Source organism: Rubellimicrobium sp. CFH 75288 (assembly GCF_009904055.1).
GTDB lineage: Bacteria > Pseudomonadota > Alphaproteobacteria > Rhodobacterales > Rhodobacteraceae > Rubellimicrobium.
On the sequence record NZ_WYDP01000010.1, the window covers coordinates 20,750 to 39,425 of the forward strand.

Annotated in this window: 22 protein-coding genes; 15 read left to right on the forward strand and 7 right to left on the reverse strand. The window is 74.1% G+C overall.

Features of this window, described 5'->3' with window-relative positions:
• Window positions 1-3 precede the first annotated feature (3 nt).
• Both mobA and GT358_RS10490 read left to right on the forward strand, forming a co-directional pair.
• Window positions 4-600 carry a molybdenum cofactor guanylyltransferase MobA gene (gene mobA / locus GT358_RS10485; protein ID WP_166582570.1) on the forward strand — a complete coding sequence of 199 codons (597 nt, stop codon included), beginning with the start codon at window positions 4-6 and terminating at the stop codon, window positions 598-600.
• Between the two features lie 43 nt (window positions 601-643).
• Window positions 644-1,225 carry an N-acetyltransferase gene (locus tag GT358_RS10490; RefSeq protein WP_166582571.1) on the forward strand — a complete coding sequence of 194 codons (582 nt, stop codon included), beginning with the start codon at window positions 644-646 and terminating at the stop codon, window positions 1,223-1,225.
• A gap of 23 nt (window positions 1,226-1,248) precedes the next feature.
• On the opposite strand, the gene GT358_RS10495 is transcribed toward GT358_RS10490, so the two are convergent.
• Window positions 1,249-2,256 (reverse strand): FAD-binding oxidoreductase, encoded by a 1,008-nt coding sequence (locus tag GT358_RS10495; protein ID WP_166582572.1) that lies wholly within the window; start codon window positions 2,254-2,256, stop codon window positions 1,249-1,251.
• A gap of 78 nt (window positions 2,257-2,334) precedes the next feature.
• Between GT358_RS10495 and mnmD the strand changes: the two genes are divergently transcribed.
• From mnmD to GT358_RS10510, 3 genes are read left to right on the forward strand one after another with little or no spacing between them, the layout of a single operon-like run.
• Entirely contained in the window at window positions 2,335-3,006 is a 672-nt protein-coding gene (gene mnmD / locus GT358_RS10500) for a tRNA (5-methylaminomethyl-2-thiouridine)(34)-methyltransferase MnmD (protein ID WP_166582573.1), read from the forward strand.
• A complete protein-coding gene (locus GT358_RS10505) occupies window positions 3,003-3,914 on the forward strand; it encodes a DMT family transporter (RefSeq protein ID WP_371416267.1) in 912 nt (303 codons plus the stop codon). The genes mnmD and GT358_RS10505 overlap by 4 nt, the downstream gene beginning before the upstream one ends.
• The gene (locus tag GT358_RS10510; RefSeq protein ID WP_166582575.1) at window positions 3,911-4,816 is read left to right on the forward strand and encodes an NAD(P)-dependent oxidoreductase; all 906 of its coding nucleotides are present in this window, start codon (window positions 3,911-3,913) and stop codon (window positions 4,814-4,816) included. The genes GT358_RS10505 and GT358_RS10510 overlap by 4 nt, the downstream gene beginning before the upstream one ends.
• Here GT358_RS10510 and GT358_RS10515 read toward each other — a convergent pair.
• Together GT358_RS10515 and GT358_RS10520 are read right to left on the reverse strand one after the other, a co-directional pair.
• The gene (locus GT358_RS10515; RefSeq protein WP_371416268.1) at window positions 4,813-5,748 is read right to left on the reverse strand and encodes an SDR family oxidoreductase; all 936 of its coding nucleotides are present in this window, start codon (window positions 5,746-5,748) and stop codon (window positions 4,813-4,815) included. The genes GT358_RS10510 and GT358_RS10515 overlap by 4 nt on opposite strands.
• On the reverse strand, window positions 5,745-6,500 hold the full coding sequence (locus GT358_RS10520; protein ID WP_208103466.1) for an SDR family oxidoreductase: 756 nt from the start codon (window positions 6,498-6,500) through the stop codon (window positions 5,745-5,747). The genes GT358_RS10515 and GT358_RS10520 overlap by 4 nt, the downstream gene beginning before the upstream one ends.
• 139 nt (window positions 6,501-6,639) lie before the next feature.
• On the opposite strand from GT358_RS10520, the gene GT358_RS10525 reads away from it, so the two are divergent.
• On the forward strand, window positions 6,640-7,680 hold the full coding sequence (locus GT358_RS10525; RefSeq protein ID WP_166582577.1) for an NAD-dependent epimerase/dehydratase family protein: 1,041 nt from the start codon (window positions 6,640-6,642) through the stop codon (window positions 7,678-7,680).
• Here GT358_RS10525 and efp read toward each other — a convergent pair.
• The 3 genes from efp to GT358_RS10540 all read right to left on the reverse strand — a co-directional run bounded on the left by efp (window position 7,656) and on the right by GT358_RS10540 (window position 9,329).
• Window positions 7,656-8,225, reverse strand: coding sequence for an elongation factor P (gene efp / locus GT358_RS10530; RefSeq protein WP_166582578.1), 570 nt, complete (start codon window positions 8,223-8,225; stop codon window positions 7,656-7,658). The genes GT358_RS10525 and efp overlap by 25 nt on opposite strands.
• 100 nt (window positions 8,226-8,325) lie before the next feature.
• A complete protein-coding gene (locus tag GT358_RS10535; protein ID WP_166582579.1) occupies window positions 8,326-8,757 on the reverse strand; it encodes a DMT family transporter in 432 nt (143 codons plus the stop codon).
• The gene (locus GT358_RS10540) at window positions 8,754-9,329 is read right to left on the reverse strand and encodes a DMT family transporter (RefSeq protein ID WP_243730831.1); all 576 of its coding nucleotides are present in this window, start codon (window positions 9,327-9,329) and stop codon (window positions 8,754-8,756) included. The genes GT358_RS10535 and GT358_RS10540 overlap by 4 nt, the downstream gene beginning before the upstream one ends.
• Here GT358_RS10540 and epmA point away from each other — a divergent pair.
• Window positions 9,328-10,377 (forward strand): EF-P lysine aminoacylase EpmA, encoded by a 1,050-nt coding sequence (gene epmA, locus GT358_RS10545; protein WP_166582580.1) that lies wholly within the window; start codon window positions 9,328-9,330, stop codon window positions 10,375-10,377. The genes GT358_RS10540 and epmA overlap by 2 nt on opposite strands.
• Window positions 10,378-10,429: 52 nt before the next feature.
• On the opposite strand, the gene tal is transcribed toward epmA, so the two are convergent.
• The gene (tal, locus tag GT358_RS10550; RefSeq protein WP_166582581.1) at window positions 10,430-11,371 is read right to left on the reverse strand and encodes a transaldolase; all 942 of its coding nucleotides are present in this window, start codon (window positions 11,369-11,371) and stop codon (window positions 10,430-10,432) included.
• Between the two features lie 97 nt (window positions 11,372-11,468).
• On the opposite strand from tal, the gene GT358_RS10555 reads away from it, so the two are divergent.
• The 8 genes from GT358_RS10555 to GT358_RS10590 all read left to right on the forward strand — a co-directional run bounded on the left by GT358_RS10555 (window position 11,469) and on the right by GT358_RS10590 (window position 18,668).
• Window positions 11,469-12,236, forward strand: coding sequence for a sulfite exporter TauE/SafE family protein (locus GT358_RS10555; RefSeq protein ID WP_166582582.1), 768 nt, complete (start codon window positions 11,469-11,471; stop codon window positions 12,234-12,236).
• Between the two features lie 65 nt (window positions 12,237-12,301).
• The gene (locus GT358_RS10560; protein ID WP_166582583.1) at window positions 12,302-13,090 is read left to right on the forward strand and encodes a ThuA domain-containing protein; all 789 of its coding nucleotides are present in this window, start codon (window positions 12,302-12,304) and stop codon (window positions 13,088-13,090) included.
• Window positions 13,087-14,274: a Gfo/Idh/MocA family protein gene (locus GT358_RS10565; RefSeq protein WP_371416269.1), complete on the forward strand. Its 1,188-nt coding sequence runs from the start codon at window positions 13,087-13,089 to the stop codon at window positions 14,272-14,274. The genes GT358_RS10560 and GT358_RS10565 overlap by 4 nt, the downstream gene beginning before the upstream one ends.
• 85 nt (window positions 14,275-14,359) lie before the next feature.
• Window positions 14,360-15,187 carry a hypothetical protein gene (locus GT358_RS10570; RefSeq protein WP_166582584.1) on the forward strand — a complete coding sequence of 276 codons (828 nt, stop codon included), beginning with the start codon at window positions 14,360-14,362 and terminating at the stop codon, window positions 15,185-15,187.
• 7 nt (window positions 15,188-15,194) lie between these two features.
• A complete protein-coding gene (locus tag GT358_RS10575; RefSeq protein ID WP_166582585.1) occupies window positions 15,195-16,568 on the forward strand; it encodes a tetratricopeptide repeat protein in 1,374 nt (457 codons plus the stop codon).
• Window positions 16,565-16,993 carry a DUF6165 family protein gene (locus GT358_RS10580; protein ID WP_166582586.1) on the forward strand — a complete coding sequence of 143 codons (429 nt, stop codon included), beginning with the start codon at window positions 16,565-16,567 and terminating at the stop codon, window positions 16,991-16,993. The genes GT358_RS10575 and GT358_RS10580 overlap by 4 nt, the downstream gene beginning before the upstream one ends.
• Entirely contained in the window at window positions 16,959-17,780 is an 822-nt protein-coding gene (locus tag GT358_RS10585) for an FkbM family methyltransferase (protein WP_243730832.1), read from the forward strand. Before GT358_RS10580 ends, GT358_RS10585 begins: the two co-directional genes overlap by 35 nt.
• A 45-nt stretch (window positions 17,781-17,825) precedes the next feature.
• The gene (locus GT358_RS10590) at window positions 17,826-18,668 is read left to right on the forward strand and encodes a flagellar motor protein MotB (protein WP_166582587.1); all 843 of its coding nucleotides are present in this window, start codon (window positions 17,826-17,828) and stop codon (window positions 18,666-18,668) included.
• The last annotated feature ends 8 nt before the right edge of the window (window positions 18,669-18,676 follow it).

Genomic DNA, 18,676 nt, shown 5'->3' on the forward strand with positions numbered 1-18,676 from the left:
GCCATGCCGACGCCCCCTCCGCCGGCGGTGATCCTCGCGGGCGGGCTCGCGCGGCGCATGGGCGGGGGGGACAAGGCGCTCCTGCCGTGGCCGCACGGCGGAACCCTTCTCGACGCGATCCTCGGCCGGCTCCGGCCCCAGGCGGAGCCGGTCGCGCTGAACGCCAACGGGGATCCCGCCCGCTTTGCCCCCTGGGGGCTGCCGGTCCTGCCCGACCCTGTTCCGGGCCATGCCGGGCCGCTCGCCGGCGTGCTCGCCGCCCTGCGCTGGGCCGAAACGCTGGGGGCTGCCCATGTGCTGACGGTTCCCTGCGACACACCCTTTCTGCCCCGTGACCTCGTCGCGCGGCTTGTTGCCCTAGGGGCGCCGGCCGTGGCCGCCTCGGGTGGGCGGGTGCACCCCGTGGTCGCGCTCTGGCCCGTGGCGGCCGCAGCACGCCTTGCCGCGGCACTGGCGGCGGGCGAACGGCGGGTCGGGGTGATGATGGATGCGCTCGGCGCAGGCCAGGCCGAGTTTCCGGTCCCCTCCGGAGGCCCCGACCCCTTTGCCAATCTCAACCGCCCCGAGGAGTGGCACGCGGCCCTTGCCCGCGCCGGCTGACCGCCTGCTTGGCAAGTTCCGCGGCCGGGCGCAGAATCGCTCCATGCAGATCGCCTTGGGCTTCACCGATGCCGAGCGGCCCGAGATCGCCGCCCTCTACTGGGAGGCGTTCGGGACCAAGCTCGGCCGTGCCCTGGGCCCGCGGGACCGCGCGCTGCGCTTTGTCGAATCCGTGCTCTCGCCGCGCCATGCCCTCTGCGCTCGCGACGCGGCGGGGCGGCTTCTGGGCGTGGCCGGATTCAAGACCCATGACGGTGCGCTGGTGGGCGGCGGCCTGAGCGAGATGGCGGCGGTCTATGGCTGGCCGGGAGCGCTCTGGCGCATGGGTCTGCTCGCGCTGCTCGCCCGCGACACGGAAAACGCGCGCTTCCTGATGGACGGCCTGTTTGTCGCCCCCCATGCCCGCGGACAGGGGGTAGGCACCGCCCTTCTGGCAGCGGTGGCCGAGGAGGCACGCGCCCGCGGCTTCCGCGAGGTCCGGCTCGACGTGGTGGAGGAAAACCCCCGCGCCCGCGCCCTCTACGAGCGGTTGGGCTACCGCGCCGTGGCGCGCCGCTCGACCGGCCTGCTGCGCCATGTCTTCGGCTTTTCGGCCGCCACCACCATGGTCCTGCGGCTGTCCTGACCGGCGGCGCCCGGGGCGCCGCCTCAGCGCGTCTCCGGCAGGCGGAAGGTCGCCGGAATCCCGTCCCTCCCGTCCAGGATCAGGTCCGCCATCACCGCGGCCGCCAGAGGCGCCAGGCCGAACCCGGTCCTGAACCCGCCATTGAGGACGTATCGTCCGTCTGCCGCCTGCCCCATCACGAGCCGCCCCGTGGCGGCGCGCGGCCGTGCGCCTGCCCAGCGCTCGATCACCGGAGCCCCGGCCAGCGCGGGCACCAGTGCCTGCGCTCGCGCGATCAGCGCCTCGAGACGATCGTCCGTTGCGGGTCCCGTCTCTCCCGGCTCGCTGGTGGAGCCCACGGCCACGGTACCATCCGCATGCGGCACCACATAGAGGCCCGGCCCGTGGATCTGCGGCGCCGTCTCGCGGCCGGCCAGGCGAAGAAGGGCGGCCTGCCCCCGCACCGCACCCCCCCAGCCTCGCGCGGCCAGTCCCTCCCAGCCCGTGGCCTCCACGATGGGCCCCTCCTCCGGTCCGTCCGGCACGATCTCCCCGCCTCTTTCGCGGATCGCCGCCGCCAGCGCGGCGACCGCGCGGCGCGGCGCCACGCGGCCCGACAGCGTCTCGCGCACCACAAGCCCCGAGGCCGACACGGGGCCCCACCCGTCCGGCGCCGCCTCGAGCCGCCACACGGCCGCACCGGCCCACAGATCCTCCGCGGCCTTCGCACGCGCCTCGGCGATCGCCACGGCGTGCCGGTCCGGGAGCGGCAGAAGCCGTCCGGTCCGCGCCCAGCCGGGATCGACGCCGCCCGCGGCGCGCACCCCCTCCCAGAAGGTCCCGGCCGCCAGAAGCGCATCGCGCTGAAACGCCTTGGCCTCGTCCCAGCGCTCGGGGGCGTGCGGCGCCAGCGCGCCGACCAGGCCGCCGCTCGCTCCCGCGCCCGGCCCTCGGGGATCGATCACCCGGACGCGGGCCCCGCGCGCGGCGCAGACCCAGCCGAGCGCGAGACCCATGACCCCCGCCCCCTGCACCGTGACCTCTGCCCGCATCGCACCTCCGGCACCTTGCCTTCGCCCCCGTCGCCCCCCATGCTCGCGGCGTCTGTCGGTGACAAGGGACGGCGTGCGATGGTGGAGGGCGGCGGCGCCCCGGTCGAATGGAGAGGCGCCGTGCCGGTCTCGCGGCGCTTCGGCGATCCGTATTTCTCGCTCGAGGACGGTCTTGCGGAGGCCCGCCATGTCTTTCTCGGCGGCAACGGCCTGCCGGAGCGCGCCCGTCCGGGCTTTCGCATCCTCGAGATGGGGTTCGGCACCGGCCTGAACTGCCTCGCCACGCTCGCGGCCCTGCGGCGAGCGGGACAGGCCGGCCCCGTCTTCTATACCGCCTTCGAGGCCTATCCCCTCGCGCCCGGCGATCGCGCCCGCGCGCTTGCCGCCTTTCCCGAACTGTCCCGCGAGGCCGTCGAACTGGACGGGCTCCTTGCCCGGGGGGGCGGGCCCCATGCGCTCGGCCCCCTGGTGCTCACCCTCGTGACGGGGGACGCGCGCGAGACGCTGCCCGCCTGGACCGGCGAGGCCGATGCGGCCTATCTCGACGGCTTCGCGCCCGCCCGCAATCCCGAGATGTGGGAGGCGCCGCTTCTGGCCGTTCTCGCCGCCCGCCTCGCGCCGGGCGGCACGCTCGCCACCTACAGCGCGGCCGGTGCGGTGCGCCGCGCGCTCGAGGCGGCGGGCCTTCTGGTCGAGCGGCGTCCCGGCTTCGGCCGCAAGCGGCACATGACCGTGGCGCGGCGCCCGTGACAGCGCGCAGCCTTCCCGCTGCGGCCCCGCGCTCGGGTATCGTGCTCATGGTCGCGAGCACTGCCGTGTTCGCCGCACAGGACGGCCTGTCGCGCCACCTCGCCGAGACGGCGAGCGTGTTCATGGTCGTCACGGTGCGCTTCTGGTTCCTTGCCGCGCTGCTGCTCGCGCTCGCCGCGCGAAGGCCCGGCGGCGTGCGCGCCGCCCTGATCTCGCGCCGGCCCGGCCTCCAGATCCTGCGCGGCCTGCTTCTCGCGGCCGAGATCTGCGTCATGGTCTGGGCCTTCACCCTTCTGGGCCTGGCGGCCAGCCATGCGGTCTTCGCGGTCAGTCCCCTTCTGGTCGCGGCCCTCTCCGGCCCGCTTCTGGGCGAGCGCGTGGGCTGGCGGCGCTGGCTGGCCATCGCGGCCGGGTTCGCGGGCGTGCTCGTGATCCTCAACCCCGGTGCGGGCGCCTTCGACCCGCTCGCGGTCGTGCCGCTCGCCTCGGCGCTGCTCTGGGCGCTCTACGGGCTGACGACCCGCCTCGCCTCGCGCTCGGACCCGGCTTCGGTCAGCTTCCTGTGGACGGGACTGGTCGGGGCGGCGGCGCTGACGCCCCTCGGACTCTGGGCGTGGTCGCCGCTGGGGGCCGTGGACTGGGCGCTGATGGGCGTTTTGTGCCTCACGGCCGCGCTGGGCCACTGGCTTCTCATCCGCGCCTACGAGGCGGCCGAGGCCTCCGCGCTCCAGCCCTTCGCCTATCTCCAGCTCGTCTTTGCCTCGGCCCTCGGCGTCGCCCTGTTCGACGAGCGCATCGCCCCCCATGTCGCCCTCGGCGCCGTCATCGTGGTGGCGGCGGGCCTCTTCACCCTCTGGCGCGAGCGCCGCGCCCGTCTTGCCGCCCCCCGGCCCAGGGAGATGCCATGATCCCCGTCCTTGCCCTGATCCCCCTTCCGCCGGAGACCGGCGATGCCCTGCGGGGCCGCGCCCGCATCCTGCGGCCCGACGAACCGGAGGCCGGATCGGCCGAAGCCGTCATCACGGACGGTGCGCGGGGGCTCTCGGCCGCGGAGATCGCGGACCTGCCGCGGCTCTCCCATGTCGCCTCCGCCTCCGCCGGCATGGAGGGGATCGACCGGGAGGCGCTCGCCCGGCGCAGCATCGTGTTGTCCAATGTCGGGCCCGCCCTGGCCGAGGAGGTGGCCGACCACGCCATGATGCTCCTGCTCGCTGCCTGGAAGGGCCTTCTCGCGGGGCACGAGCATGTCCGCTCCGGCGCCTGGTCGCGCGAGGGGCCCGCGCCGCTCGGACGCGCGCTGGCCGGGCGGACGCTCGGCATCCTCGGCCTCGGCGGCATCGGCACCGCGATCGCGCGGCGGGCCGAACCCTTCGGCCTGCGGGTCCTCTACCACAGCCGCGTCCCACGCCCGGTCCGTTGGGGCCATGTCGCGGACCCCGTCCAGCTTGCGCGCGCCAGCGACATCCTCGCCGTCGCGGTGCCGGGGGGCGAGGCCACGCGCGGACTCGTCTCGGATGCCGTGATCGACGCGCTGGGGCCGGGGGGCGTCCTCGTCAACGTCGCGCGCGGCTCCGTAGTGGACGAGCCCGCGCTGATCGAAGCCCTGGCGGCGGGGCGGCTCGGCGCGGCCGGGCTCGACGTGTTCGCCTCCGAGCCCGACCCGGACCCGCGCCTTGTCGGGCTGCCCAATGTGGTCCTGTCTCCCCATGCGGGCTCGGCCACGCAGGAGACGCGGGTCGCCATGGCGCGGATGGTGGCGGAGAACATCCTCGCCCATGCGGAGGGCCGCCCCCTGCCGGGGGCGATCTAGCCCGCGCTCTCCGCCTGATGGGCGGCGACGATCGAGTCAAAGTCCGGGTCGGCACGGAATCCCAGCTCCAGCGCCCGCCGCGCCTCCACGGCCCTCGCCCAGCCGGCGACGATCCCTGCGATGACGGGATCGGGCCGCTCCTCGATCAGCCGGGGATCGCCCCCGGCCCGTTCGAGCGCCGCGATCATCTCGCCCACCGACACCGACAGGGCGGGCATGCTCAACGCCCGCCGGGCCCCCAGGGGCGCCGTGTCCATCTCCGCCGCGTGCAGCAGGAAGCCCACGGCCGCATCGGGCGAGACGAGGGGATGGACCGTCTCTCGCGGAACCGGCAGGAGCGCCCGCTCGCCGCGCAGGGGTTCGCGGATGATCCCCGAAAAGAAGCCGGAGGCGGCGCGGTTGGGCCGGCCCGGGCGAACGCAGACCGTGGGCAGGCGCACGGCCACGCCGTCCAGCATCTCCCGACGCGACAGATCCGACAGAAGAAGCTCGCCGATCAGCTTCTGCGTCCCGTAGGAGGTCAGCGGACGGGGCGCGAAATCCTCGGGGATGGTGTCGGGGAAGGGCGCGCCGAACACCGCGAGGGTGGAGGCAAACACCACCCGCGCGCCGCCGCGTGCCGCCACCGCCTCGAACAGCGCCCGCGTTCCGTCCAGGTTGACGCGATAGCCCTTGGCGAAATCCGCCTCGGCCTCGCCGGAGACGACCGCGCCGAGATGGAAGACGACATCGGCCGGCAGGGCGCCGAGCCGCGCCGCCTCCGCCCTGTCGCCCAGATCGCCCCCGAGCGCTTCGCCCTCGCCGTCCGGAGGCACGATGTCGTGCCGCCACAGCCGCTCGACAGGCCGGCCGCCCAGACCGTCGGCCGCGATCCGGGCCGCCAGCCGCCGGCCCAGCATCCCCCCTGCACCCGTGATCAGAACGCGCATCATCCTCTCCCGTAGAGCGGCATGGCCGTCGCCATGACTGTCACGAACGGCATGTTGGCTCCGGGCGGGAGACCGGCCATGTGGACGACCACCTCGGCGGCGACGTCCGGGTCCATCACCGGTTCGGCCCGCACGGAGCCATCGGCCTGCGGCACCCCCTCGAGCATGGGCCGCGCCATGTCCGTGAGCGCGTTGCCGATGTCGATCTGCCCCGCCGCGATGCCGAAGGGGCGGCCGTCCAGGATCAGGCTCTTGGTCAGCCCGGTGATCGCATGCTTGCTCGCCGTATAGGCCGCCGAGCCGGGCCGCGGCGCCTGGGCGCTGATGGAGCCGTTGTTGACGATCCGCCCGCCCTGCGGCTCCTGCCGTCGCATCCGGGCAAAGGCCGCGCGGGCGCACAGGAAGCTTCCCGTCAGGTTCACCTCGATCACGCGCCGCCATTCGTCCGCGGGCACCTCGTCGGGGGGCGCGGCGCGAAAGCCCTGGCCTGCATTGTTGAACAGGAAGTCTACCCGCCCCCAGACCTCCACGATCCGGTCGAAGGCCGCCTCGACCTGCGCCTCGTCCGTCACGTCCGCAGGCAGCACGAGGGACTCCCCCTCGATCATCCCGGCCGTGTCCTGCAGGGGTCCCTCGCGTCGGCCGATCAGCGCCACCCGCCAGCCCGCCCGCGCCAGCGCCGCGGCCGTCGCCCGCCCGATCCCGGACCCCGCACCCGTCACGGCCGCCACGCGGCCCCCGCCTCCTTCTGCCATGGCGCCTCCCCGTGCCCTGCCGGCCGCCCCCGGCCGCATGTCCTGCCATAGCGCGCGGCCGCCGGCGGCGCGAGACCTGCCCGGCGCATCTTGTGCCGGCTGCCGCGCCGGGGCATGAGGCGGGGCGAGGGGACCCTGCATGACCGACCGCCTGTCGCCTCCCGGACGCGCCCTCGTTACCGGCGCGGCGGGCTTCATCGGCTACCACCTGAGCGAGCGTCTGCTCGCCGCGGGCTGGTCCGTCACCGGGCTCGACGCGCACTCCCCCTATTATGACCCCCGCCTCAAGGCCGCGCGCGAGGCCCGCCTCCTACGCCATGCCCGCTTTCGCGCCGTGCACGGCCGCCTGGAGGAGCCTGGGCTCCTGGCTGCCCTCGTGGAGGCCGAACGGCCCGCGCTCGTGCTGCATCTGGCCGCGCAGGCGGGCGTGCGCCACTCCATCGACGCGCCCGGCGAATACGTGTCGGCCAATCTGGAGGGGACGTTCCGCCTGCTCGAGGCGCTGCGGCCCCATCCGCCGGCCCACCTTCTCTTGGCCTCGACCTCGTCGGTCTACGGCGCCAATCCCCGCCTGCCCTGGCGCGAACGCGACACCACGGATGCACCGCTGTCGTTTTACGCGGCCACCAAGACGGGCTGCGAAGCGATGGCCCACGCCCATGCGCATCTTCATGCGATCCCGACCACGGCCTTGCGCTTCTTCACCGTGTACGGACCCTGGGGCCGGCCGGACATGGCCCTGTTCCGGTTCACCCGGGCCGTGCTCGCGGACGAACCGGTGGACCTCTACGGCGCCGAGATGCAGCGGCGCGACTTCACCTTCGTGGACGACCTGGCCGAGGCGGTGATGCGGCTGGCCGCCCGGCCGCCCGCCCCCGGGGCACCCGTCGGCCCCTTCGACAGCCTGTCTCCGGCCGCACCCTTCCGCAGCGTCAATGTCGGACTGGGCGAGCCCGTGCCCCTTCTGGACTTTCTCGCCGCGGTGGAGGCGGCGACGGGCCGGACAGCGCGACGCCGGGCCCTGCCTGTCCAGCCCGGAGAGATCGCAGCGACCTGGGCGGACACGACGCTGCTGGGGGCGCTGGCGGGCCCGCTTCCCCGGACACCGCTCGCCGAGGGGGTGGCGCGGTTCGTCGCCTGGTTCCGCGGCTGGGATCAGTCCTTGGCGCGTTCGACGTAGGACAGATCCTCGGTGTTGATGACGATGCGCGTGCCTGCGCCGATATGGGGCGGCACCATGACGCGCACGCCGTTGGTGGCCACGGCAGGCTTGTAGGAGGAGGAGGCCGTCTGCCCCTTCACCACCGGCTCGGTCTCGGCGATCTCCACCACGACCTTCTGCGGCAGCTCGATGCCGATGGCGGCGCCCTCAAAGGTCTTGACGTGGCAGCGCACCCCCTCGGTCAGGAAGGGCGCCCCCTCGCCCACGACGTCGTGGGGCACCACGACCTGCTCGAACGTCTCGGGCTCCATGAAGTGGAACCCCTCGGCGTCCTCGTAGAGGAAGTCGTAGGGCCGCTCGTCCACGGTGGCGCGCTCGACCTGCTCGGTCGTGCGCCAGCGCTCCGTCACCTTCACCCCGTCCGAGATGCGGCGCATGTCCACGTTCGTCGTGGGCGTTCCCTTGCCCGGATGAAAGTTCTCGGCGCGCAGAACGACATAGAGCTTGCCGTCCATGTCCACGACATTGCCCTTGCGAAGCGAGGAGGCGATCACCTTGACCACGGTCTGTCCTTTCGGCGGCACCCCCTGACGGGGGCGAAAGAGGAATCGGTCCGCCCCTACCCCATCGCGTCCGCGCCCGCTACCCCTCCGGAGCGCCGCCTCACCGACGTGCCGCCGCCACGCCGAGCAGGATCAGCCCCACCCCCGTCAGCCGCCACCCCGTTCCTGCGGCGCCGGCGGCAAGGTCCAGCGCGGCGCCCCCCAGCATCTGCCCCGCGATCATCAGCGTCGCGGTCGGACCCGCTCCGATCCGGGCCACGCACCAGGCCCCTGCGGCGACAAAGACCACGCCCAGCGGACCGCCGGCCCAGGCCCAGACGGGCACCGCCCCGAGCGACCCCTGCGGCCGCAGCCCCGCACCGCCGACCGCGCCCAGGGCCGCGCCCGCCACGACCAGCGCGGCCAGCCCCGTGGCATGGTTCCACAGCGACGCACCCAGGGCCGAGGACCCCAGCGCCAGCCGCGCATTGACCTGCCGCGAGAGCGCGACGAGGACCCCCGCCCCCAGCGCCATCAGCGCGGCGGCGATCACCGCGCGCCCCACAGGATCAGCCCGCTGCCCGCGAGCACGAGCGCGAGGCCCAGATCGTCCCGCGCCGCCGTATTCCGGCGGGGCAGCCCCAGCCAGCCCCAGCGGTCCGCCGCCCGACCGAAGGCCGCCTGACCCGCCAGACCGAGGGCGAGCGTCCCGGCCAGCGCCAGCGCCGAGGTGGCGGCGAGCGAGGTCAGCATCACCGTCGCCGCGCCCGACAGGCCGCCCAGAAAGGCCCAGCGCGGCACGCCCGGCGCCCGCCACCGCGCGCCCAGCAGCGTCACGAGCAGCAGGGCCGCCGCGCTTCCCGTCAGATGCGGCGCAAGCGACGCCCAGAGCACGCCACCCTGTCGCCCCACCTCCGCATTGCACAGCACCATGAGTGCGAGGCAGCCCCCCGCCAGGAGCGCGACCGTCCGCGGCCACCATCCGCCCCCCCGCCGCTCCGTTCCTCCGCCCGTCTCCATCCGGTTCCCTGCCCCCGCTGCCGCCGGTCCAGCCTGCGCCGCCGGTCCGGCCGTCGCAAGGCAGCCCTCGCCGCGCCGCGCGCCGCGCGCTAAGGGAGCGGCCATGACTCCCGCCGATCCGCAGACCCCCTGGTGGCACCCCGCGCGGCACGAGGGACGCGCGCCCCTGCTGCGCGCCCGTGCCCGCCTCATGCGCCTGCTGCGCGACTGGCTCCATGCCGAAGGCTTTCTGGAGGCCGATCCCGCCGCGCTCGCGACCAGTCCCGGCAACGAGGCCCACCTGCACGCCTTTTCGACCGAGGCGATCGGCCCCGACGGCGCGCGGCGGCGGCTCCATCTGCACACCTCGCCCGAATTTGCGCTCAAGAAGCTGCTCGCGGCCGGCGAGACGCGGCTCTACGCTCTTGGCCATGTGTGGCGCAACCGCGAGCGCGGCGCGCTCCACCACCCCGAGTTCACCCTTCTCGAATGGTATCGCGCGGGCGAGCCGGTCGAGCGGCTGATGGAGGATTGCGCACAGGTCCTGCGGCTGGCCGCCGAGGCCGCAGGCAGCACCGTGCTGCGCCGGGGCGAGCGGCGCTGCGATCCGTTCGCGGCACCCGAGCGTCTCTCCGTGGCCGAGGCCTTCGCCCGCCATGCCGGCATCGACCTGCTCGCCACGCTGGATCGCGACGGCATCCCCGATGCGGCGGCCCTGCGCGCTCAGGCCGAAGCGGCGGGGCTGCGGCTCGCCCCCGACGACGGCTGGTCGGACATCCTGTCCAAGATCCTCACGGAGCGGGTGGAGCCCCATCTGGGATCGGGCCGCCCCACCATCCTCGACCGCTATCCCGCGCCCGAGGCGGCGCTGGCCCGTCGCGACCCCGACGACCCCCGTCTGGCCGAGCGGTTCGAACTCTATGCCTGCGGGGTGGAACTGGCCAACGGGTTCGGCGAACTGACGGATGCCGCCGAACAGCGCCGCCGCTTCGAGGCCGAGATGGAGGAGAAGCGCCGCCGCTACGGCGAGGACCTTCCCCTCGACGAGGATTTCCTCGCCGCCCTGCCGCTGATGCCCGAGGCGTCGGGCTGCGCGCTGGGCTTCGACCGTGTGCTCCTGCTCGCCACGGGCGCATCGCGGATCGAGGACGTGCTGTGGGCCCCCGTGCCGTGACACCCTTTCCCGCCGCCGGAGCGGGGAACGGGACGGCAGCGGGAGGGGGGGGTCAGGCCGCCAGCCGGTCCCGGATCAGCGCCTCGAGCTTCAGCGCGTCCGCGTGGAAGTTGCGGATGCCCTCGGCGAGCTTTTCCGTCGCCATGGCGTCCTCGTTCATCTCCCAGCGGAACTCGGCCTCCGCGATGGGCTCGGGCTCGGCCTCGGCCGCGACGGGCTCCAGCGCCCGCGCGAGCGGCCCCTCGTCGGCCGCCAGCCGGTCGAGCAGGTCCGGAGAGATCGTCAGCCGGTCGCAGCCCGCCAGCGCCTCGATCTGGCCCGTGTTGCGGAACGAGGCCCCCATCACCACCGTCGCGATCCCGTGGCGCTTGTAGTGATCGTAGATCCGCCGGACCGAGGCCACGCCCGGATCCTCCTCGGGCCCGAAGCTGCGCCCCTCCTTCTTGGAGTACCAGTCGGTGATGCGCCCCACGAAGGGCGAGATCAGCCAGGCCCCCGCATCCGCGCAGGCGCGCGCCTGCGCGAGCGAGAACAGAAGCGTCATGTTGCAGTCGATCCCCTCGCGCGCGAGCCGCTCGCAGGCGCGCACCCCCTCCCAGGTGGAGGCCAGCTTGATCAGCACCCGCTCGCGCCCCACGCCCAGCCGGGCGTACTCGTCCACGATCTCGCGCGCGCGGCGCACCGATCCTTCCGTGTCAAAGGACAGCCGCGCGTCCACCTCCGTCGAGACGCGCCCCGGCACGATCCCGGCCAGCTCCGCCCCCAGCCCCACGGTCAGGATGGTGGCGATCCGCCCCACCGGGTCCTCCGCCGCCCGCCCCTCGGCCACGGCGCGCGCGACATGCTCCTCCATGGCGGGGCTGCCGATGGCCTTCAGCACCAGCGAGGGGTTGGTCGTGCAATCCTGGGGCCTGAGCCGCCGCACCGCCTCCAGATCGCCCGTGTCGGCGACCACCACCGTCATCTCCCGCAGCTGATCCAGCTTCGACGCCATGGCAGGCCCTCCCATCCCCGGACGGCCCCCATCTAGTGCAGGCCCGGCGCGCTGCCAACCGCTTGACCCCGCCTCCCCCAGGGAGGAGAGGCAGCGCATGGACCTTTCGGCCTTCGCGGACCCCTTCACGCTTCTCGCGCTTGCCGCGGCCGCGATCGTCGTGGGCCTCGCCAAGGGGGGTCTCGCCGGCCTCGGCGTCCTCGCCGTGCCCGTCCTCGCGCTGGTCCTGCCCCCCGTCCAGGCGGCCGCGATCCTCCTGCCGGTCCTGTGCCTGACCGACCTCGTCTCGCTGGCCGCCTGGTGGCGGTCCTGGAGCGCGCGGACGCTCGCCCTGATGCTGCCGGGCGCCCTGGCCGGGATCGGGGCGGGCTGGTTCACCGCCGCTCTGGTCTCCGAGGCGGCCGTGCGCCTCGTGATCGGCATCGTGGCGATCGCCTTCGTGGGCCGCTGGGCCTGGGGGATGCTGCGCCGCCGCCCGCCGCCGCCCCGCCCCCACTCGCCCCCCCGCGCGACCCTCTGGGGGGGCCTCGCCGGCTACACGAGCTTCGTGGCCCATGCCGGCGGCCCGCCCTTCTCGGTCTATGCGCTGCCCCTCGGGCTCGACCCCCGGACGCTGACGGGCACCTCGGTCGCCTTCTTCGCGGTCGTCAACTACGTCAAGCTCGTCCCCTATCTCGCCTTGGGCCAGTTCGACGCGACCAACCTCGCGACCTCGGCGCTCCTTGCGCCCCTCGCCGTCCTGTTCACCCTCGTCGGCGCCTGGCTCGTCCGCCGGATGCCTCCGGGCCCCTTCTACGCCGTCACCTACGCGCTGACGGCCCTTGTGGGCGCCCGCCTCGTCTGGGACGGCCTGCTCGCGCTCTAGACCCCCGTTGCGCGCCCGCGACGCCCCGTGTAGGCGGGCGCGACACCCCCCTCAGGGAGCCCGCCATGCCCATCCGCGCCGTCGTCTGGGGCGAGAACGTCCACGAGCAGAAGAACCCCGTCGTCGCCGCGATCTACCCCGACGGCATGCACAACACCATCGCCCGCGCGCTCGCGCAGGAGGGGGACATCATGGCCGAGACCGCCACCCTCCAGGAGCCCGAGCACGGCCTGCCCGCCGAGCGGCTCGCGCGGACGGACGTGCTGCTCTGGTGGGGCCACGCCGCCCACGACGCCGTCTCCGACAGGGTGGCCGAGCGCGTGGCCCAGGCCGTCTGGGCCGGCATGGGCCTCATCGTGCTGCACTCGGGCCACTTCTCCAAGCCCTTCAAGCGCCTGATGGGCACCCCCTGCAACCTGTCCTGGCGCGAGGCCGGCGAGCGCGAGCGCCTCTGGCTCGCCAGCCGCAACCATCCCATCGCCGCGGGCCTGCCCGACCACTTCGTCCTCGAGCACGAGGAGATGTACGGAGAGCCCTTCGGCATCCCCGAACCCATGGAAACCGTGTTCATCTCCTGGTTCCAGGGCGGCGAGGTGTTCCGCTCGGGCCTGACCTGGCGGCGCGGCGCGGGCAACGTGTTCTACTTCCGCCCCGGTCACGAGACCTACCCCACCTACCACGACGCCACCGTCCAGCAGGTGCTGCGCAACGCCGTGCGCTGGGCGCACAACCCCGCCCCCCGCGTCGCCGGCGACCCGACTCGCGCCCCCAACGTCCCGGCCGACAAGGCCCCCGAGCCCGTGACCGAACGCGGCCCCAAGCTCCACCAGCCCGGCGAGGAGGGATACCGGTGAGCCCCGACGACAAGACGACCCACCCCGACGGGACCCCGCCCGAACCCGTCGGCGCCGAGGCCCCGATCGGGGACGCCGCCCCGCCGGAGGCGGCGCTGCCCGCCGCCGTCCCCGCGGCCGCCCTGTCGCCCATGCCCGTCCGCCTGCTGATGGTGGGGACCGGCAACATGGGCCATCTCCAGGCCAACGGCTTCAAGGCCATCGAGGGCGTCCGCCTCGTCGCCACCGTGGACGTGAGCGAGGAGCGCCGCGGCGCCTTCAACGCCGAGCACGGCGTCGAGACGGGCTTCGCCTCCATCGAGGAGGCGCTGGCCTGGGGCGAGTTCGACGCCGTGACCAACGTCACCCCCGACGCGGTGCACTACGTCACGACCATGCCGTTCCTGGCCGCGCGCAAGCACGTGCTCTGCGAGAAGCCGCTCGCCACCAACTACGCCCATGCCGCCGAGATGGCGCAGGCCGCCGCCATGGCGGGCGTGGTCAACATGGTCAACCTGACCTACCGCAACGTCGCCGCCCTGAACGAGGCACACCGCCTCGTGGCCGAGGGCCATCTGGGCGAGATCCGCCACTTCGAGGCGTCCTACCTCCAGTCCTGGCTGACCCAGCCCGCCTGGGGCGAATGGACCACCTCGCCCACCTGGCTGTGGCGGCTGTCCAAGTCGCACGGCTCGATGGGCGTCCTGGGCGACGTGGGCGTGCACATCCTCGACTATGCCTCGCATGCCGCAGGCTCGCCGCCCAGCCATGTCTCCTGCCGGCTCGCGACCTTCGACAAGGCGCCGGGGGGGCGGATCGGCGAATACGTGCTCGATGCCAACGACTCGGCGGTGATGCACCTGCGGCTCGCCAACGGGGCGGTGGGGGTGCTGCACGCCACGCGCTTCGCCTCGGGCCATCTCAACGACCTGACCTTGCGGCTCTTCGGCACCAGGGGCGGCCTCGAGGTGCGCGGCTCCCATGTCTCGAGCCATCTGCGCGGCTCGCTCGGGCGCGACATGCTGACGGGGACCTGGCGCGATATCGACTGCCCGCCCGTGCCGACCAACTATGCCCGCTTCATCGCCGCGATCCGCGCGGGCACGGGGGTGCTGCCCGACTTCGCCCGCGGGGCCGCGCTCCAGAAGGTGCTGGACCTTGCCGTGGCCTCCGACGAGGCCGGGTCGATCGACCTCGCGGTGTGACGGCGCGTCCCGCGGGCGCGGCCACGATCCCCTTGGAGGCGGACCGCTCTGCGCCTAGTCTGGCGCCGGGCGGAAGGGGGAGGCCATGCGCATCACCGTCACCTTCGAGCGCGGCGAGGCGCCGCGGCCCGAGCACGAGTCGGGCCGGGGCCCGGTCACCGTGGGCTGGTGCCTGACCGAGCAGAAGGGCGGCGTCATCTACGCTCCCCCCGAACGCGTCCGCTCGGCCGACCTCAACCGCCGCCATGCCAAGTCCGCCTCCCGTTGCCCCGCCGTCCTCAATCTCGAGTCGCGCCACTTCCTCGTGCGCTGTCCCTTCGACATCCATCTGGGCTTCGGCCGCGACGGACAGGGCCGGCCCGCCCTGCGCAACCTGTCGGGCGAGGCCAGCGCCGTCCGCGGCTCCAAGCTCGGCGAGAAGCTCCACCTGACGGCCGAGGGCGAATGGCGCCATCCCGGCGTGCCCACGATCCAGCTCTCGCTGCCCTATCTGTTCATTGCCGACGAACCCGTCTGGATGAGCCAGGTCGCCCCCTTCATGCACTACCGGCGGGAGGGGCTGCCGGGCACCATCTTCGGCGGCCGCTTCCCGATCGACGTCTGGCCGCGCCCGCTCATGTGGGCCTTCGAATGGCACGACCCCGACCGGCCGCTCCTGCTGCGCCGGGGCGAGCCGCTCTTCTACTGCCTCTTCGAGACCGTCCCCCCCGACCGCGGGGTGGCCCTCGTGGAGACGGAGATGACCGCCGAACTCCGCGACTACATGGAATTCGTGTCGGGCGCCGTGAACTACGTCAACCAGACCTTCTCGCTCTTCGAGGCGGCCGAGGCGCGCCGTCCCGCCCGGCTGCTCAGCCCCGTGCGCCGCGCTCCCCGCTCTCCCGGTCCCGCCGCGGACCAGGCTGCCGAGTAGGCGCCCCATGGAGGCGGCACCCCGGTCCGGCCCGGTCCCGCCCGCGGCGCAGGCGGTGGCGCTGCACCGGGCCGGCCGGCATGCCGAGGCGCTGCCGCTTTACGCCGCCCATCTGGCCCTCGCCCCGTCCGATGCGGGCGCCTGGACGAATCTCGGGGCGCTGCTGCGCTCGACGGGCCGCCACGACCTCGCCCTCGCCGCCCAGGAACGGGCCTTTGCGCTCGATCCGCAGGGACGAGGCGTGCGGAACAACCTCGCCAACATCCTCAACGATATCGGCCAGCACGACCGCGCGCTGGCCCTGCGCCGCGCCCTGATGGCCGAGGAACCCGACGACCCGGCCCATCCGGCCCTGGCCGGCAAGGCCCTGCGCGCGCTTGGCCAGCTCGAGGAGGCGACGCGCCTGCTCGAGGCGGCGCGGGAACGCTTCCCCCGGGATGCCGAACTCGAGATCCAGCTCGCCCTGACCCGTCTCAAGGCGGGCGACTGGGCCGCCGGGTTCCGCCACTTCGCCGCCCGCTGGCGGACGGGCGAGCTCAAGCCGCGCAGCCTGTCCGCCCCCCGATGGGACGGCTCGCCGCTCGGAGGCCGGCGGCTCCTCGTGCTGCCCGAGCAGGGCATGGGCGACGCCATCTGCTTTGCGCGCTTTCTTCCCGTCGCCCGCGCGCGGGGTGCAGGCGAGGTGTCGCTTCTGACCGAACGGCCCGTGGCACGGCTGTTCCAGGGCCTCGCGGGGGCCGACCGGACGGGACCCGGCCTGCCGTCGGACGGCTTCGATCTCTGGATCGACCTGATGGACCTGCCGGCCCTGCACTTCTCCGGGACGGACGCGATCCCGCCCCCCGCCCGCCTCCACGTGCCGCCCGATTCGCGCGCCCGGGCGCGGGCGCTGCTCGCCCCCTTCGCCGGGAAGATGACGGTCGGCGTGGTCTGGTGCGGCTCCGTCACCTATCGCGGCAATGCCTTCCGGTCCTTTCCGCACACCCTCTTCCACGGGCTTCTCGACCTGCCCGGCCTCCAGCTCGTGTCGCTCTACAAGGGCCCCGAGGCCGAGGCCTTCCGCTCCGACGGCACCGCCGCGCTGATCCCCGATCTGGGCTCGTCGGACCGCGATCTGGCCGATTGCGCAGGGCTGATGACCGAACTCGACCTCGTCGTGACCTCCGACACGGTGACGGCGCATCTCGCCGGATCGCTCGGGGTGCCGGTCTGGACGCTCCTGCACTGGGACGCCTTCTGGCTCTGGGGCCAGACGGGCGAGACGACGCCGTGGTATCCCTCCATGCGCCTTCTGCGCCAGGAGCGCCCGCGCGACTGGGCCGCCCCCTTCGCCCGCCTGCGCGAGGACCTCCGCCGCCGGCTCGCGGAGCGGTCCCGATGAGCGACCCGTCGGCCGCCGGCACCATCCTCGTCCCCGTCTCGGCGGGCGAGCTGTTCGACAAGATCAGCATCCTGCGCCTCAAGGCCGCGCGGATCGCCGATCCTGCGGCCCTGGCCAACGTCGCCACCGAACTTGCGCTGCTCGAGGAGGCCGCGGCGCGCGCCATCCGGCCCGATCCCGGCCTCTCCCCGCTTCTGGCCGAACTCGACGCGGTGAACGCCGCGCTCTGGGACATCGAGGACGCGATCCGCGAACGCGACCGGACGGGCGATTTCGGCCCCGCCTTCGTGGCCCTCGCCCAGTCCGTCTATCGCACCAACGACCGTCGCGCGGCGATCAAGCGGGCGATCAACCGCCTGACCGGCTCCGCCCTGACGGAGGAGAAGTCCTATGCCGCGCATGGCGGCACCGCCGATGGACCCTGACGCCCGCCTGCGCCAGCTGCGCGAGGGGCTGGCCGCGCTGCGCCACGACCTGCGCGCGGCGCTGGCGACCGAGCGCACGCGCCGGCGCGGCCCCCTCGTCCAGCGCCTTCACGAGGTCGAGCGCATGCTCGATCCCCTCTACCCCTACACCTCGCAGGCCGGGCAGGACCGCGTCGCCGACAGGGTCTTCGGCGGCCGCACGGGCCTGACCTTTGCCGATCTCGGCGCCTATGACGGGGTCACGGGCTCCAACACCCTGTTTCTCGAGACGCGCCGCTTCTGGACGGGGGTGCTCGTCGAACCCGTCCCCGACCAGGCCGCCCGCGCCGCCGCCGCCCGTCGCGCCCCCTGCCTGCCCGTCGCCGTCGCCGCCCGGGAGGGCGAGGCCGACCTTCTCGCCGTCGAGGCGGGGTTCACCCAGATGTCGGGCCTCGCCGAGAGCTACGACCCCCGCATCCTCGCACGCGTGCGCGCCGATCCGCGCCACCGCGAGCGGACCTTGCGCGTGCGCACCCGTCCGCTCTCGGCCCTACTCGAGGAGGCGGGCCTGCCCCATCCCCATTTCGTCTCCCTCGACATCGAGGGCGGAGAGGAGGCCGTGCTCGCCGCCTTTCCCTTTGCGCGCCACCGGGTGGGCCTCTGGGCGATCGAGAACAACACCGGCTCGCCCGCGATCGGGCGGATCATGCGCGCGGCCGGCTACGAGCTCGTCGAGTTCTGCGGCCCCGACGAAATGTGGCGCGCGCGCGGCCTTTCCCTCCAAGCCGAGGCGTTAACCCCGCCTTGAGCGCCCCCGTGGCACAAACCCCCCGACCGGGCGGGGGCAGCAACCATGAGCGGACGGGACAGCGGGGGCGCCAACGCGCCGGTGGCGCCGGTGATCGTGCGCCGGCGCAAGGTGGTGGCGGGCGGCCATCACGGCGGCGCCTGGAAGGTCGCCTATGCCGACTTTGTCACGGCGATGATGGCCTTCTTCCTGCTCATGTGGCTGCTCAACGCCACCACAGAGCAGCAGCGCAAGGGCCTGGCCGACTATTTCGCCCCGGACGTGCCGATCGCGCGCGTCTCGGGCGGCGCCAACGGGATGCTGGGGGGCGATTCGCCCACCGCTCTGGACAGCATGGCCTCCGACGGCCGCACGCCCTCGCGCCCCTTCGCCGGTCTGCCCCCCGCGGACGCCTCCGAGGGCGAGGCGCTGGCCGAGGCCGCCGAGACGGCCGCCCTCATGGCGGTGGAGGATGTGCTTCTGGGCCGCGGGGGCGAATCGCTCCTGTCGGACGAGGCGCTGCGCCATGTCGTCACGCGCCTGACCGACGAGGGGCTGGTGATCGAGGTGTTCGCCCGCCCCGGCGCCCCCCTCTGGGCCGAAGGGACGGCCGAGGCCCTTCCCGTCACGCGCGCGATCCTCGCGGCGGTGGCGCGCGCGGCCGCCTTCGTGTCCAACCCCGCCGCTGCCGCCGCCTACCTGCCGGGGGGGCGGCAGGCTGGCGGCGGCGGCTGGACCCTCTCGACCGCCCGCGCCGACGCGGCGCGGGCCCTGCTCGAGCAGGCCGGCCTCGCCCCCCACCGGATGCGGCGCGTCACGGGCCACGCCGACCGTTCTCCGGCCGCTGCCGATCCGGCCGTGCCGCGCAACGACCGCATCGAGATCACGCTGCTGCGCCGCGGCCGTTAAGGGTTTCT

Coding starts and splice junctions, on each gene's coding strand:
- mnmD (WP_166582573.1), top strand. CDS start 2,335: ATGGTGGAGGGCGGCGGCGCCCCGGTCGAATGGAGAGGCGCCGTGCCG.
- GT358_RS10520 (WP_208103466.1), bottom strand. CDS start 6,500: ATGGCAGAAGGAGGCGGGGGCCGCGTGGCGGCCGTGACGGGTGCGGGG.
- GT358_RS10515 (WP_371416268.1), bottom strand. CDS start 5,748: ATGATGCGCGTTCTGATCACGGGTGCAGGGGGGATGCTGGGCCGGCGG.
- GT358_RS10585 (WP_243730832.1), top strand. CDS start 16,959: ATGCCGCGCATGGCGGCACCGCCGATGGACCCTGACGCCCGCCTGCGC.
- GT358_RS10560 (WP_166582583.1), top strand. CDS start 12,302: ATGCCCATCCGCGCCGTCGTCTGGGGCGAGAACGTCCACGAGCAGAAG.
- GT358_RS10540 (WP_243730831.1), bottom strand. CDS start 9,329: ATGGCCGCTCCCTTAGCGCGCGGCGCGCGGCGCGGCGAGGGCTGCCTT.
- GT358_RS10490 (WP_166582571.1), top strand. CDS start 644: ATGCAGATCGCCTTGGGCTTCACCGATGCCGAGCGGCCCGAGATCGCC.
- GT358_RS10590 (WP_166582587.1), top strand. CDS start 17,826: ATGAGCGGACGGGACAGCGGGGGCGCCAACGCGCCGGTGGCGCCGGTG.
- epmA (WP_166582580.1), top strand. CDS start 9,328: ATGACTCCCGCCGATCCGCAGACCCCCTGGTGGCACCCCGCGCGGCAC.
- GT358_RS10570 (WP_166582584.1), top strand. CDS start 14,360: ATGCGCATCACCGTCACCTTCGAGCGCGGCGAGGCGCCGCGGCCCGAG.
- GT358_RS10575 (WP_166582585.1), top strand. CDS start 15,195: ATGGAGGCGGCACCCCGGTCCGGCCCGGTCCCGCCCGCGGCGCAGGCG.
- GT358_RS10525 (WP_166582577.1), top strand. CDS start 6,640: ATGACCGACCGCCTGTCGCCTCCCGGACGCGCCCTCGTTACCGGCGCG.
- GT358_RS10580 (WP_166582586.1), top strand. CDS start 16,565: ATGAGCGACCCGTCGGCCGCCGGCACCATCCTCGTCCCCGTCTCGGCG.
- tal (WP_166582581.1), bottom strand. CDS start 11,371: ATGGCGTCGAAGCTGGATCAGCTGCGGGAGATGACGGTGGTGGTCGCC.
- GT358_RS10510 (WP_166582575.1), top strand. CDS start 3,911: ATGATCCCCGTCCTTGCCCTGATCCCCCTTCCGCCGGAGACCGGCGAT.
- GT358_RS10555 (WP_166582582.1), top strand. CDS start 11,469: ATGGACCTTTCGGCCTTCGCGGACCCCTTCACGCTTCTCGCGCTTGCC.
- mobA (WP_166582570.1), top strand. CDS start 4: ATGCCGACGCCCCCTCCGCCGGCGGTGATCCTCGCGGGCGGGCTCGCG.
- GT358_RS10495 (WP_166582572.1), bottom strand. CDS start 2,256: ATGCGGGCAGAGGTCACGGTGCAGGGGGCGGGGGTCATGGGTCTCGCG.